The 11,350-nt window shown below is 36.2% G+C and carries 24 protein-coding genes; all 24 read right to left on the reverse strand.

All coding sequences use genetic code 11. The annotated features are described in order from the left end of the window. Positions 1–38: 38 nt before the first annotated feature. Complete coding sequence (locus tag GB932_RS22440; protein WP_062673617.1) at positions 39–1,034, reverse strand: DNA-directed RNA polymerase subunit alpha; 996 nt, start codon at positions 1,032–1,034, stop codon at positions 39–41. 33 nt (positions 1,035–1,067) lie between these two features. Then, entirely contained in the window at positions 1,068–1,676 is a 609-nt protein-coding gene (rpsD, locus tag GB932_RS22445; protein ID WP_062673615.1) for a 30S ribosomal protein S4, read from the reverse strand. Between the two features lie 19 nt (positions 1,677–1,695). Beyond that, complete coding sequence (gene rpsK / locus GB932_RS22450; protein WP_034694697.1) at positions 1,696–2,085, reverse strand: 30S ribosomal protein S11; 390 nt, start codon at positions 2,083–2,085, stop codon at positions 1,696–1,698. 12 nt (positions 2,086–2,097) lie between these two features. After that, positions 2,098–2,475, reverse strand: a complete 378-nt coding sequence (gene rpsM / locus GB932_RS22455) for a 30S ribosomal protein S13 (RefSeq protein WP_034694696.1) — start codon at positions 2,473–2,475, stop codon at positions 2,098–2,100. A gap of 7 nt (positions 2,476–2,482) precedes the next feature. After that, positions 2,483–2,599 carry a 50S ribosomal protein L36 gene (gene rpmJ / locus GB932_RS22460; RefSeq protein WP_007839480.1) on the reverse strand — a complete coding sequence of 39 codons (117 nt, stop codon included), beginning with the start codon at positions 2,597–2,599 and terminating at the stop codon, positions 2,483–2,485. A 64-nt stretch (positions 2,600–2,663) separates the two neighbouring features. Beyond that, positions 2,664–2,879 carry a translation initiation factor IF-1 gene (infA, locus tag GB932_RS22465; RefSeq protein WP_027381317.1) on the reverse strand — a complete coding sequence of 72 codons (216 nt, stop codon included), beginning with the start codon at positions 2,877–2,879 and terminating at the stop codon, positions 2,664–2,666. 3 nt (positions 2,880–2,882) lie between these two features. Continuing rightward, a complete protein-coding gene (gene secY, locus GB932_RS22470; RefSeq protein ID WP_062673613.1) occupies positions 2,883–4,262 on the reverse strand; it encodes a preprotein translocase subunit SecY in 1,380 nt (459 codons plus the stop codon). A 9-nt stretch (positions 4,263–4,271) separates the two neighbouring features. Further along, positions 4,272–4,721: a 50S ribosomal protein L15 gene (rplO, locus tag GB932_RS22475; RefSeq protein WP_062673611.1), complete on the reverse strand. Its 450-nt coding sequence runs from the start codon at positions 4,719–4,721 to the stop codon at positions 4,272–4,274. 21 nt (positions 4,722–4,742) lie between these two features. After that, on the reverse strand, positions 4,743–4,919 hold the full coding sequence (gene rpmD / locus GB932_RS22480; RefSeq protein ID WP_027371710.1) for a 50S ribosomal protein L30: 177 nt from the start codon (positions 4,917–4,919) through the stop codon (positions 4,743–4,745). Between the two features lie 11 nt (positions 4,920–4,930). Further along, complete coding sequence (gene rpsE / locus GB932_RS22485; protein WP_002983245.1) at positions 4,931–5,452, reverse strand: 30S ribosomal protein S5; 522 nt, start codon at positions 5,450–5,452, stop codon at positions 4,931–4,933. A 19-nt stretch (positions 5,453–5,471) separates the two neighbouring features. Further along, the gene (rplR, locus tag GB932_RS22490) at positions 5,472–5,825 is read right to left on the reverse strand and encodes a 50S ribosomal protein L18 (RefSeq protein ID WP_034694689.1); all 354 of its coding nucleotides are present in this window, start codon (positions 5,823–5,825) and stop codon (positions 5,472–5,474) included. Positions 5,826–5,840: 15 nt separating this feature from the next. Then, entirely contained in the window at positions 5,841–6,386 is a 546-nt protein-coding gene (gene rplF / locus GB932_RS22495; protein ID WP_034694687.1) for a 50S ribosomal protein L6, read from the reverse strand. A gap of 17 nt (positions 6,387–6,403) precedes the next feature. Continuing rightward, a complete protein-coding gene (gene rpsH, locus GB932_RS22500) occupies positions 6,404–6,802 on the reverse strand; it encodes a 30S ribosomal protein S8 (RefSeq protein WP_002983236.1) in 399 nt (132 codons plus the stop codon). Positions 6,803–6,948: 146 nt separating this feature from the next. Next, entirely contained in the window at positions 6,949–7,218 is a 270-nt protein-coding gene (rpsN, locus tag GB932_RS22505) for a 30S ribosomal protein S14 (RefSeq protein WP_002983233.1), read from the reverse strand. 3 nt (positions 7,219–7,221) lie between these two features. After that, positions 7,222–7,773 carry a 50S ribosomal protein L5 gene (gene rplE / locus GB932_RS22510; RefSeq protein WP_062673609.1) on the reverse strand — a complete coding sequence of 184 codons (552 nt, stop codon included), beginning with the start codon at positions 7,771–7,773 and terminating at the stop codon, positions 7,222–7,224. Between the two features lie 13 nt (positions 7,774–7,786). Further along, the gene (rplX, locus tag GB932_RS22515) at positions 7,787–8,113 is read right to left on the reverse strand and encodes a 50S ribosomal protein L24 (RefSeq protein ID WP_029297774.1); all 327 of its coding nucleotides are present in this window, start codon (positions 8,111–8,113) and stop codon (positions 7,787–7,789) included. Positions 8,114–8,134: 21 nt separating this feature from the next. Further along, positions 8,135–8,503: a 50S ribosomal protein L14 gene (gene rplN, locus GB932_RS22520; protein WP_002983226.1), complete on the reverse strand. Its 369-nt coding sequence runs from the start codon at positions 8,501–8,503 to the stop codon at positions 8,135–8,137. 2 nt (positions 8,504–8,505) lie between these two features. After that, positions 8,506–8,760 (reverse strand): 30S ribosomal protein S17, encoded by a 255-nt coding sequence (rpsQ, locus tag GB932_RS22525; protein WP_027371715.1) that lies wholly within the window; start codon positions 8,758–8,760, stop codon positions 8,506–8,508. A gap of 12 nt (positions 8,761–8,772) precedes the next feature. Then, positions 8,773–8,958: a 50S ribosomal protein L29 gene (gene rpmC, locus GB932_RS22530; protein WP_034694678.1), complete on the reverse strand. Its 186-nt coding sequence runs from the start codon at positions 8,956–8,958 to the stop codon at positions 8,773–8,775. 12 nt (positions 8,959–8,970) lie between these two features. Continuing rightward, complete coding sequence (rplP, locus tag GB932_RS22535; RefSeq protein ID WP_034694677.1) at positions 8,971–9,396, reverse strand: 50S ribosomal protein L16; 426 nt, start codon at positions 9,394–9,396, stop codon at positions 8,971–8,973. A gap of 98 nt (positions 9,397–9,494) precedes the next feature. Further along, the gene (gene rpsC / locus GB932_RS22540; protein ID WP_034694675.1) at positions 9,495–10,244 is read right to left on the reverse strand and encodes a 30S ribosomal protein S3; all 750 of its coding nucleotides are present in this window, start codon (positions 10,242–10,244) and stop codon (positions 9,495–9,497) included. A gap of 7 nt (positions 10,245–10,251) precedes the next feature. Then, positions 10,252–10,650: a 50S ribosomal protein L22 gene (gene rplV / locus GB932_RS22545; protein WP_002983214.1), complete on the reverse strand. Its 399-nt coding sequence runs from the start codon at positions 10,648–10,650 to the stop codon at positions 10,252–10,254. Positions 10,651–10,652: 2 nt separating this feature from the next. Further along, complete coding sequence (gene rpsS / locus GB932_RS22550) at positions 10,653–10,931, reverse strand: 30S ribosomal protein S19 (RefSeq protein ID WP_002983209.1); 279 nt, start codon at positions 10,929–10,931, stop codon at positions 10,653–10,655. Positions 10,932–10,933: 2 nt separating this feature from the next. Further along, positions 10,934–11,350: 50S ribosomal protein L2 (gene rplB, locus GB932_RS22555; protein WP_156759265.1), on the reverse strand; the 417-nt coding region annotated here is incomplete at its 5' end.

The raw sequence follows: 11,350 nt of genomic DNA on the forward strand, positions 1-11,350 counted from the left end.
CCTAAGTGATTGAATTTTTTACCGTGTCTCATTATTAATTATTTATCAGCGTCTAACTTATATTTTGCAACGTCGAAACCGAAGTTAAGACCTTTTGAATGCACTAATTCTTCTAGTTCTGTCAAAGATTTTTTACCAAAATTTCTGAATTTCATCAAATCAGACTTACTGTAAGAAACCAGTTCTCCAAGAGTTTCTACTTCAGCTGCTTTTAGACAGTTAAGGGCTCTTACAGAAAGATCCATATCTGCTAATTTAGACTTAAGAAGTTGTCTTGTGTGAAGAGTTTCTTCATCGTACTGGATAGATGCTTTTACAGCTTCAGTTTCAAGAGTGATTCTCTCATCGGAGAATAACATGAAGTGATAAATTAATATCTTAGAAGCTTCAGTTAAAGCATTCTGAGGGCTGATAGACCCATCAGTTTCTATATCTAATACAAGTTTTTCGTAGTCTGTTTTTTGCTCTACACGATAATTTTCAATGCTGTATTGTACTTTCTTGATCGGCGTGAAAATAGAGTCAATAGCAATAGTTCCAATAGGAGCATTGTTTGACTTATTTTGTTCAGAAGGAACATACCCTCTTCCTTTTTCAATATTGAAAGTAATTTCGAAAGTTACATCACTGTTTAGGTTGCAGATCACTAAATCTGGGTTCAGAACCTCAAATCCGTTGATAGACTTTCCTAAATCACCAGCAGTAATAACCGTTTGACCTGAAACTTTAGCAACAACCTGCTCGTTAGCCTGGCCTTCTGCTGCAGCTTTTAATCTTACCTGCTTAAGGTTAAGAATAATTTCGGTAACGTCTTCGATTACTCCTGGAATAGTTGAAAATTCGTGCTCTACACCTTCTATTTTGATAGATGAAATAGCGTATCCTTCCAGAGAAGAAAGCAACACTCTTCTCAAAGCATTACCGATTGTAAGCCCGAAACCTGGTTCTAAAGGTCTGAATTCAAATTGACCTTTAAATTCATCAGAGTTAAGTAAAATTACTTTATCGGGTTTTATGAATTGTAAAATTGCCATATTATTGGGTTGAGCAAAAATTTGATTAAAAAATTATTTAGAGTAAAGTTCGACGATAAGGTTCTCCTTAATGTCCTCCGGAATCTGGATTCTTTCAGGAGCAGAAATGAAGGTACCTTCTTTCTTCTCATCGTTGAATTGTAACCACTCATAGTTTGACTTAGAAGCCAATGCATTGGTAACAACTTCAAGAGACTTAGACTTTTCTCTTACAGCGATTACATCACCAGCTTTTACCAAGTAAGAAGGGATATTAAGAATCTCTCCGTTCACAGTGATGTGTCTGTGAGAAACTAATTGTCTAGCTCCAGATCTTGTTTTAGCGAAACCTAATCTGAATACTACGTTATCCAATCTTGATTCACAAAGTTGTAATAGAACTTCCCCTGTTACCCCTTTACTTCTGTGTGCTTTGTCAAATAAGTTAGCAAACTGTCTTTCTAAAATACCGTAAGTATATTTAGCTTTTTGTTTTTCAGCTAACTGAACTGCATATTCTGATTTCTTAGCACCTCTTCTTTTGTTAGGACCGTGTTGTCCTGGCGGTTGGTTTTTTCTCTTTTCGAAGTTTTTATCATCTCCGTAGATTGCAGCACCAAACTTTCTAGCAATCTTAGTTTTAGGTCCAATATATCTTGCCATAATGGGTAAATTCTAAAAATTAAACTCTTCTTCTTTTTGGTGGTCTACATCCGTTGTGTGGCATTGGAGTCACATCAACGATTTCGCTAACTTCAATTCCTGAATTGTGAATAGATCTGATAGCAGATTCTCTACCTGCACCTGGACCTTTCACAAACACCTTTACTCTTCTTAAACCAGCTTCGTGAGCTACAGCAGAGCAATTTTCAGCTGCCATCTGAGCAGCAAATGGAGTATTCTTTTTAGAACCTCTGAAACCCATTTTACCGGCAGAAGCCCAAGAGATAACCTCTCCGTTTTTATTTGTTAAAGAAATGATGATGTTATTGAAAGAAGCCTGAATATGTGCTTCTCCAATAGCTTCAACTTTTACTTTTCTCTTCTTAACTACTTTAGTTTGTTTTGCCATAATTCCTAACGATTATTTACTAGCTTTTTTCTTGTTAGCAACAGTTTTTCTCTTTCCTTTTCTGGTTCTAGAGTTGTTTTTCGTTCTCTGGCCTCTTAAAGGTAATCCAAGTCTGTGACGTATTCCTCGTTGGCATCCTATGTCCATCAATCTTTTGATGTTCAATTGCACTTCAGATCTTAATTCTCCTTCAACTTTTACGTTTTCTAAGATATAAGTTCTGATGGCAGCCAATTCATCGTCATTCCATTCGTTGACTTTTTTGTCTTCGCTGATACCGGCAGCTTTAAGGATTTCAGAAGAAGTACTTCTTCCAACACCATAAATGTAAGTTAAACCGATAACTCCTCTTTTGTTTTTTGGTAAATCAATACCTGCAATTCTCGCCATAATTTAATTAACCTTGTCTTTGTTTAAATTTTGGGTTCTTCTTGTTGATTACGAACAGTACACCTTTTCTGCGTACGATTTTGCAATCAGCGCTTCTTTTTTTAATTGATGCTCTTACTTTCATTTTGATAGTATTTATTTTTTAACAAGAGCCAAATGGAGATCTAAAGATTCCATTTGGCGTTTGTTTAATATCTAAATGTGATTCTCCCTTTTGATAAATCATAAGGAGACATTTCTAGTTTTACCTTATCACCAGGTAAAAGTTTAATATAATGCATTCTCATTTTACCAGAAATATGAGCGATAAGAATATGCCCATTTTCTAGTTCTACACGGAACTGAGCGTTCGAAAGTGCTTCCGTTATAACGCCGTCTTGTTCAATATGTTTTTGTTTTGCCATAAATTAATATCCAGTCGTTCTTGATAATTTAGACTGCATTAAGCCATCATAATGATGGTTCAGCAGATATGTATTAATCTGTTGAACTGTATCTAAAATTACACCCACCATAATTAATAGGGACGTTCCCCCAAAAAATAGGGCAAACGCATCTGTCTGAACAAAGGTTCCATGCACAATTGCCGGAAGGATTGCAAAGATAGATAAAAATATTGCACCTGGCAAGGTAATTTTTGATAAAATATCATCTAAATAATCAGCGGTCTCTTTTCCTGGTCTTACTTTTGGTACTAAACCTCCATTTCTCTTCAAATCATCAGCCATCTGGTTTACCGGAATTGTAATCGCAGTATAGAAAAATGAGAAGATAATAATTAATAGCGCAAACAATACGTTGTACTGCCAGCTAAAAACATTCTTGAAACCTGCAAGAAAAGTATTAGACTCATCGAATTTTGTTAATAATCCTGGTACGAACATCAATGCCTGAGCAAAGATAATCGGCATTACACCAGCAGCATTTACTTTCAATGGAATCCATTGTCTTGCTCCCTGCATAAGATTTCTGTTTACACCTCCTCTTGCTTGAGCTCTGCTTACATACTGAATTGGAATTTTTCTAACAGCTACTGATAAGATTACTGCTAAAAGAACAACCAACATCCAGAATAATACTTCAATAAGGATCATGATAGATCCCATTCCTCCTTTTCCGTTCTGCACGGCCATCTCCTGTACGAATGCCTCAGGTAATCTTGAAAGGATCCCCACCATAATAAGGATAGAGATACCATTTCCGATTCCTTTATCGGTAATCTTTTCACCTAGCCACATTGCAAATACTGAACCGGCAACCAAAATAACAATACTTGGTAACCAGAACATAATTGAATTTGGCTCTACATAGTATGCAGACTGGAACTGAGCATATGGTAAGAATAATTGAGTAATAGAAGTTAAGTAAGAAGGTGCCTGTACCAGACAAACTCCAATCGTTAACCATCTTGTAATTTGGTTCAATGTATTTCTACCTGACTCTCCATCTTTCTGAAGCTTCTGAAGATAAGGAATAGCCATCCCCATCAACTGAACAATAATAGAAGCAGAAATATAAGGCATGATTCCTAACGCCATTACGGAAGCGTGGCTGAAAGCTCCCCCCGTAAACGACGAAAGCAAGCCAAGGAGACCTGCTCCTTGCTTGTTACCGCCTTGATTTTTATAATGCTCTAAGAGATCTCCCACCTCTGCAAGGTTAATCGCAGGAAGCGAGATATAAGATGCGAATCTATACACAAGGATAATACCTAAAGTAAAGAGAATTTTATCTCTAAGTTCTTTAAGACTCCAAATATTTTTAAGTGTTTGTATAAATTCTTTCATTAGTAAGTATTATAAGGTAATTGCTTTTCCACCTGCTTTAGCAATAAGCTCTTCAGCAGATTTAGTGAATTTGTCAGCAGAGATTGAAACCGCAGATTTCAATTCTCCTCTACCCATAATTTTCACTAATTCGTTTTTAGAAACTATCCCGTTTGCTACTAAAACTTCTTTCGTGATATCTCCAGTGATGGATTTGTTCTCGATTAAAGTTTGAATAGTATCAAGGTTAATTCCTCTAAACTCTTTTCTGTTTACGTTTTTGAATCCGAATTTAGGTAATCTTCTTTGTAAAGGCATCTGTCCACCTTCGAAACCGATTTTTTGAGAATAACCAGCTCTCGCTTTCTGACCTTTGTGACCTTTTGTTGAAGTACCTCCTTTTCCGCTACCTTGACCTCTACCAATTCTCTTTGAGTTGAAAGTAGATCCTGCAGCAGGTTTTATGTTATTTAAATTCATTTTAATTTCTCTTTTATAAAATTATTTTTGAACTTCAAGTAAGTGTCCTACAGCAGCGATCATTCCTAAGATGGAAGGAGTAGCTTCATGCTCTACAACTTGGTGAAGTTTTTTTAATCCTAATGCTTCAAGCGTTCTCTTTTGGGTTTTTGTTCTACCAATAGCGCTTCTTACTTGCTTTACTTTAATTGTTGCCATTGCTTTAATTATTAACCGTTAAACACTTTACTTAGAGAAATTCCTCTCATTCTAGCGATTTCTTCAGGTCTTCTGATGTCTAATAACGCTTTGAAAGTAGCTTTCACTACGTTGTGAGGGTTAGAAGATCCTTTAGATTTTGAAAGGATATCGTGAATACCAGCAGATTCCAATACCGCTCTTACCGCACCTCCGGCGATCAATCCAGTACCGTGAGAAGCAGGTCTTAAGAAGATATCTGCACCACCGTATCTAGCAGTAGTTTGGTGAGGGATAGTATGGTTCATTACAGGAACTTTCACAAGGTTTTTCTTAGCGTCTTCAACTGCTTTAGCAATTGCAGAAGCAACCTCTTTAGATTTTCCTAAACCGAAACCGATAACACCTTCTTCGTTACCTACTACAACAATAGCAGAAAATCCGAAAGCTCTACCTCCTTTTGTTACTTTTGTTACTCTGTTAACAGCTACGAGACGATCTTTTAATTCTAATCCTCCCGGTTTTACTCTTTCTATATTATCTAGTCCTAACATATTTTCCGAAATTTAATGATTAGAATTTAAGTCCACCTTCTCTTGCACCATCAGCTAGAGCTTTCACTCTACCGTGGTAAACGAATCCGTTTCTGTCAAATACAATACTTTCGATTCCTGCAGCGATAGCTTTAGCAGCGATAGCTTTACCAACAGCAGCAGAAACTTCAGTCTTAGTACCTTTAGCGTCTACACCTTTCTCTCTTGAAGAAGCTGATGCTAAAGTTTTACCATTTTTATCGTCGATTAACTGAGCGTAAATTTCCTTATTACTTTTGTATACAGATAATCTTGGCAATTCAGAAGATCCAGAGATTTTCCCTCTTACTCTTCTTTTGATTCTTATTCTTTTTTCTAATTTACTTAATGCCATAATACTTATAATTTATTAAGCAGATTTACCAGCTTTACGTCTAACAATTTCTCCTACGAATCTTACACCTTTTCCTTTGTATGGCTCAGGCTTTCTGAAAGAACGGATCTTTGCAGCTACCATTCCTAGAAGTTGGTTGTCGTGAGACGTTAAAGTAATAATTGGGTTTTTACCTTTTTCAGTCAATGTATCAACTTTTACTTCACCTGGAAGTTCTAATACGATACCGTGAGAGAATCCTAAAGCTAACTCAAGTTTTTGACCTGCGTGTGAAGCTCTATATCCTACCCCTACTAGTTCAAGTTTCTTTTCGAAACCTGCACTTACACCAACAATCATGTTGTTGATTAACGCTCTGTATAGACCGTGAAGTGCTTTGTGTTGTTTAGAATCAGATGGTCTGTTTACGTTAAGTTCACCATCTTTCTGTTCTATAGTAATTCCTGCCGTAAGCTCCTGAGAAAGTTCTCCTTTAGCTCCTTTTACAGTTACTACACCGTTATTTTCAGTGATTGTAACTCCAGCTGGAATTGTTATAATTGCTTTACCAATTCTTGACATTTTCCTCTGATTAAAAATTAATAAACATAGCAGATTACTTCACCGCCTACTTTCTCTTCTCTAGCTTTCTTGTCAGTCATTACTCCTTTAGAAGTAGAGATGATAGAAATACCCAAACCGTTTAGTACTCTTGGAAGCTCAGCTGAACCTTTGTACTGTCTCAAACCTGGTCTAGAAGCTCTTTGGATAGACTTGATAGCCGGTTTGTTAGTTTGCTTATCATACTTTAAAGCGATTTTGATCACTCCTTGAACAGCGTTATCTTCAAACTTGTAGTTTAAGATATACCCTTGATCAAATAAGATCTTAGTAATCTCCTTTTTGATTTTCGATGCAGGAATTTCCACCACTTTGTGGCCTGCGCTTTGTGCGTTCCTTACTCTAGTTAGGAAATCTGAAATTGGATCTGTTACCATTTTTCTTTTATAATTATTGGTTAAAGAACAATCAGTTTTGCAAAGACTTGAAGAGTAAAATATCAGACGTCAGAAATCTTCAGTCTGATATTTTTATCTTTAGTATCTGAACAACTTAATTGTTCCGATTTTTTATCTAGTGATTATTACCAGCTAGCTTTTCTTACTCCTGGGATAAGACCGTTGTTAGCCATTTCTCTGAAAGTTACTCTGGAAATACCAAACGTTCTCATGTATCCTCTTGGTCTACCTGTTAGTTTACATCTGTTGTGTAATCTTACAGGAGAAGCATTTTTAGGCAATTTTTGAAGTCCTTCGTAATCACCAGCTTCTTTAAGAGCTTGTCTTTTAGCAGCGTATTTAGCAACTAGTGCTTCTCTTTTGCGCTCACGCGCTTTCATTGATTCTTTAGCCATTTCTTAGTTCTTTTTAAATGGTAAACCGAAGTGAGTTAATAATGCTTTAGCTTCTTTATCTGTTTTCGCAGTAGTAACGAAAGTGATGTCCATCCCTTGGATTTTTTTCACTTTGTCAATTACGATTTCAGGGAAGATAATCTGCTCAGTAATACCTAAGTTGTAGTTACCTCTACCATCGAAACCATCAGCTTTGATTCCAGAGAAATCTCTGATACGAGGCAAAGCAGAAGCAGTAAGTCTGTCTAAGAATTCATACATTCTGTCAGCTCTCAATGTTACTTTAGCACCTACCGGCATTCCTTTTCTCAATTTGAAAGCAGCTTCGTCTTTTTTAGAGATTGTACCAACAGCCTTTTGACCAGTGATATTTGTAAGCTCTTCTACAGCATAATCAATGATTTTCTTGTCTGCAGTAGCATCACCTAAACCTTGTGATACAACGATTTTCTCTAATTTAGGTACTTGCATTACTGACTTATACCCGAATTCTTCCATCATTGCAGGAACAATTGTCTCTTTATATGCTTTTTTGGGTCTTGCTATATATTCCATGTGTTATTTAAAATTATAAAGTTTCACCCGTTTTTTTGTTGATTCTTACTTTCTTATCTCCTTCGATTTTGTAACCTACTTTGATAGCTTTTCCGTCTTTACCAACTAAAGCTACGTTTGAGATATGAATAGAAGCTTCCTTCTCAGTAATTCCTCCTTGAGGATTAGATGCTGAAGGCTTAACGTGTTTTTTAACGATGTTAAGTCCTGCAACGATTACTCTTGGGTCTCTACCTTCTTTCTTGATCACTTCAATAACTTCACCAGTCTTACCCTTGATATCTTTCTTACCAGTAGTAATGATTACGTTATCTCCTCTTTTTATTTTTAACTTTGACATTTCTTTTAAAAATTTTTAAAATTAAAGTACTTCAGGAGCTAATGAAATGATTTTCATATATTCTTTGTCTCTCAACTCACGAGCAACTGGTCCGAAAACACGCGTTCCTCTCATTTCTCCCGCTGCGTTTAGTAATACACAAGCATTGTCGTCGAATTTGATGTATGAACCATCTTTTCTTCTTACTGCTTTTTTAGTTCTTACTACTACAGCTTTAGATACCTGACCTTTTTTAGCATTTCCGGATGGTGTAGAATCCTTGATCGTAACAACGATTTTATCACCAACTGAAGCATATCTTCTTCTGGTTCCTCCCAGAACTCTGATCACTAGTACTTCTTTAGCACCTGTGTTATCAGCAACTTTTAATCTTGATTCTGTTTGTAACATTATTACTTAGCTTTTTCAATGATTCTTACTAATCTCCATCTCTTGCTCTTGCTCAAAGGTCTAGTTTCTTGGATCAAAACTGTATCACCTTCTGTGCATTCGTTGTTCTCGTCGTGTGCAGTATATTTTTTCGTTTTCAAAACGAATTTACCGTACATCGGGTGCTTTACTCTTGTAGTTTCACTAACAACAATAGTTTTTTCCATTTTATTGCTGGAAACCACTCCGATTCTTTCTTTTCTTAAATTTCTATCCATTGTAAAATGAAATTATTGTTTGTTAGTTAACTCAGTGTTTAGTCTTGCGATTGTTTTTCTCAAATCTCTGATTTGAATCGGGTTTTCAATTGGGCTGATTGCATGAGCCAATTTCAATTTAGAATATTGAGCTTTTGCTTCAGTTAATTGAGCTTGAATATCACCCGCGCTTAAATTTTTAATATCAGCATTTTTCATTGTATTCAAAGATTATAGAGGTTTAACAAAATCGTTAGCAACGATGAATTTAGTAACTACTGGTAATTTTTGTGCAGCAAGTCTAAGAGCTTCTTTCGCAATTTCGTAAGGAACTCCTCCAACTTCGAACATAATTTTACCTGGTTTTACTACAGCTACCCAATATTCAACAGCACCCTTACCTTTACCCATACGTACTTCCGCTGGTTTCTTAGTAATTGGCTTATCTGGGAAGATTTTGATCCATAGTTGACCTTCTCTCTTCATATATCTTGTCGCAGCGATACGAGCCGCTTCAATCTGTCTTGCAGTGATCCAAGCTCCTTCCGTTGCTTTGATCCCAAAAGTTCCGTAAGCAAGTTGACTACCTCTCTGGGCATTCCCCTTCATCTTCATCTTGTGAACTCTACGGAATTTGGTTCTTTTTGGTTGTAACATAATTTCTAAATTTTAGATTTTAGATTTTAGATTTTAGATTTTTTTTAATTTTAAAAAAGTAACGGTAATTTAAAATTCAAAATTTCTAATCTAAAATTTTAATTATTATTGTTATTGTTGTTGTTTTTTCTAGGTCTTCTGTTGTCTCTGTCTCCTCCTCTGTTTCCTCTGTCTGACTGACCTCCTTTTTTCTGTTGTCCCACTAGTGGAGAAAGTTCTCTTTTACCGTAAACTTCACCTTTCATGATCCAAACTTTAACACCTAGTCTACCGTAAGTAGTGTGAGCTTCTGCCCAGTGGTAATCGATATCAGCTCTGAAAGTTGACAATGGAATTCTTCCTTCTTTGAAAGATTCTGATCTTGCCATTTCAGCTCCGTTTAATCTACCAGAGATTTGAACTTTGATACCTTCAGCACCCATTCTCATAGTACTTGCCATTGCCATTTTAACAGCTCTTCTGTAAGAAATTCTGTTTTCAATTTGCTTAGAAATACTATCAGCAACTAGTACAGCATCTAATTCAGGTCTTTTGATTTCGAAAATGTTGATTTGAATATCCTTACCAGTCAATTTCTTCAACTCTTCTTTCAATTTATCAACTTCCTGACCTCCTTTACCGATAATAAGTCCCGGTCTAGCAGTAGTAATAGTTACTGTAACTAATTTTAAAGTTCTTTCAATATAAATTTTTGAAATACCACCTTTAGATAATCTAGCTTCAAGGTATCTTCTGATTTTGTAGTCTTCAGCGATTCTGTCTCCATAATCGTTTCCACCAAACCAGTTAGAATCCCATCCTCTGATGATACCTAATCTGTTACCAATTGGATTTGTCTTCTGTCCCATACCTTGATTAATTTTCTTTGTTACCTAAGATTAATGTAACGTGGTTAGATCTTTTTCTGATTCTATACCCTCTACCTTGTGGAGCTGGTCTTAGTCTCTTCAATTGTCTTGCACTATCCACAAATATTTCTTTAACGATAAGGTTTGCTTCCTCGATGTCAGCACCTTCGTTTTTCACTTGCCAGTTAGCCATAGCAGAAAGAAGTAATTTTTCTAACTTGTTAGAAGCATCCTTCTTAGAATATTTTAGGATATAAAGTGCTTTGTCTACCTGCTCTCCTCTAATGATATCAGCAACTAATCTCATTTTTCTTGGAGAAGACGGGCAATTATTTAATGAAGCTTTTACAACGTCTTTGTTAGCTTCTTTTCTTGCGATTGAACTATCTTGTTTTCTTGATCCCATGATTATCTGCTTCCTTTGTTTTTGTTACCACCATGACCTCTGAAAGATCTTGTTGGAGAAAATTCGCCTAACTTGTGACCAACCATGTTTTCTGTAACGTAAACAGGGATAAAAGATTTCCCGTTGTGTACAGCAATAGTTTGTCCTACGAAGTCCGGAGAGATCATAGATGCTCTAGACCAAGTTTTGATAACTGTCTTCTTACCAGACTCTATATTTGCCTGAACCTTCTTATCTAAAGTATGATGAATGAACGGTCCTTTTTTAAGTGATCTTGCCATAATTATTTTCTTTTAGATACGATGTAACGGTTAGACACTTTGTTTTTCTTTCTAGTTTTGTAACCTTTAGCCGGTTTACCGTTTCTAGATCTTGGGTGACCTCCTGAAGAACGTCCTTCACCACCACCCATTGGGTGATCTACTGGGTTCATTACAACCGCTCTTGTTCTTGGTCTTCTACCTAACCATCTGCTTCTACCAGCCTTACCTGATACAGTTAATTGGTGATCTGAGTTGGAAACAGAACCAATCATTGCCATACATTCAGTAAGGATCATTCTTGATTCTCCTGAAGGTAACTTGATGATTGCATATTTACCATCTCTGGAAGTTAATTGAGCTGAAGAACCAGCACTTCTTGCTAAAATTGCACCTTGTCCAGGCTTCATTTCAACACAAGAGATTACAGTACCCAATGG

The sequence above is a fragment of the Microbacterium karelineae genome, assembly GCF_009745985.1.
Taxonomy (GTDB): Bacteria; Actinomycetota; Actinomycetes; order Actinomycetales; family Microbacteriaceae; genus Microbacterium; species Microbacterium karelineae.

What these genes read in the sequence shown, in the direction of transcription:
- GB932_RS22440 (WP_062673617.1), bottom strand. Translation starts at nt 1,034, where the DNA reads ATGGCAATTTTACAATTCATAAAACCCGATAAAGTAATTTTACTTAAC.
- rpsD (WP_062673615.1), bottom strand. Translation starts at nt 1,676, where the DNA reads ATGGCAAGATATATTGGACCTAAAACTAAGATTGCTAGAAAGTTTGGT.
- rpsK (WP_034694697.1), bottom strand. Translation starts at nt 2,085, where the DNA reads ATGGCAAAACAAACTAAAGTAGTTAAGAAGAGAAAAGTAAAAGTTGAA.
- rpsM (WP_034694696.1), bottom strand. Translation starts at nt 2,475, where the DNA reads ATGGCGAGAATTGCAGGTATTGATTTACCAAAAAACAAAAGAGGAGTT.
- rpmJ (WP_007839480.1), bottom strand. Translation starts at nt 2,599, where the DNA reads ATGAAAGTAAGAGCATCAATTAAAAAAAGAAGCGCTGATTGCAAAATC.
- infA (WP_027381317.1), bottom strand. Translation starts at nt 2,879, where the DNA reads ATGGCAAAACAAAAACATATTGAACAAGACGGCGTTATAACGGAAGCA.
- secY (WP_062673613.1), bottom strand. Translation starts at nt 4,262, where the DNA reads ATGAAAGAATTTATACAAACACTTAAAAATATTTGGAGTCTTAAAGAA.
- rplO (WP_062673611.1), bottom strand. Translation starts at nt 4,721, where the DNA reads ATGAATTTAAATAACATAAAACCTGCTGCAGGATCTACTTTCAACTCA.
- rpmD (WP_027371710.1), bottom strand. Translation starts at nt 4,919, where the DNA reads ATGGCAACAATTAAAGTAAAGCAAGTAAGAAGCGCTATTGGTAGAACA.
- rpsE (WP_002983245.1), bottom strand. Translation starts at nt 5,452, where the DNA reads ATGTTAGGACTAGATAATATAGAAAGAGTAAAACCGGGAGGATTAGAA.
- rplR (WP_034694689.1), bottom strand. Translation starts at nt 5,825, where the DNA reads ATGGCATTAAGTAAATTAGAAAAAAGAATAAGAATCAAAAGAAGAGTA.
- rplF (WP_034694687.1), bottom strand. Translation starts at nt 6,386, where the DNA reads ATGTCAAGAATTGGTAAAGCAATTATAACAATTCCAGCTGGAGTTACA.
- rpsH (WP_002983236.1), bottom strand. Translation starts at nt 6,802, where the DNA reads ATGGTAACAGATCCAATTTCAGATTTCCTAACTAGAGTAAGGAACGCA.
- rpsN (WP_002983233.1), bottom strand. Translation starts at nt 7,218, where the DNA reads ATGGCTAAAGAATCAATGAAAGCGCGTGAGCGCAAAAGAGAAGCACTA.
- rplE (WP_062673609.1), bottom strand. Translation starts at nt 7,773, where the DNA reads ATGGAATATATAGCAAGACCCAAAAAAGCATATAAAGAGACAATTGTT.
- rplX (WP_029297774.1), bottom strand. Translation starts at nt 8,113, where the DNA reads ATGTCAAAGTTAAAAATAAAAAGAGGAGATAACGTAATCATTACTACT.
- rplN (WP_002983226.1), bottom strand. Translation starts at nt 8,503, where the DNA reads ATGTTACAAACAGAATCAAGATTAAAAGTTGCTGATAACACAGGTGCT.
- rpsQ (WP_027371715.1), bottom strand. Translation starts at nt 8,760, where the DNA reads ATGGATAGAAATTTAAGAAAAGAAAGAATCGGAGTGGTTTCCAGCAAT.
- rpmC (WP_034694678.1), bottom strand. Translation starts at nt 8,958, where the DNA reads ATGAAAAATGCTGATATTAAAAATTTAAGCGCGGGTGATATTCAAGCT.
- rplP (WP_034694677.1), bottom strand. Translation starts at nt 9,396, where the DNA reads ATGTTACAACCAAAAAGAACCAAATTCCGTAGAGTTCACAAGATGAAG.
- rpsC (WP_034694675.1), bottom strand. Translation starts at nt 10,244, where the DNA reads ATGGGACAGAAGACAAATCCAATTGGTAACAGATTAGGTATCATCAGA.
- rplV (WP_002983214.1), bottom strand. Translation starts at nt 10,650, where the DNA reads ATGGGATCAAGAAAACAAGATAGTTCAATCGCAAGAAAAGAAGCTAAC.
- rpsS (WP_002983209.1), bottom strand. Translation starts at nt 10,931, where the DNA reads ATGGCAAGATCACTTAAAAAAGGACCGTTCATTCATCATACTTTAGAT.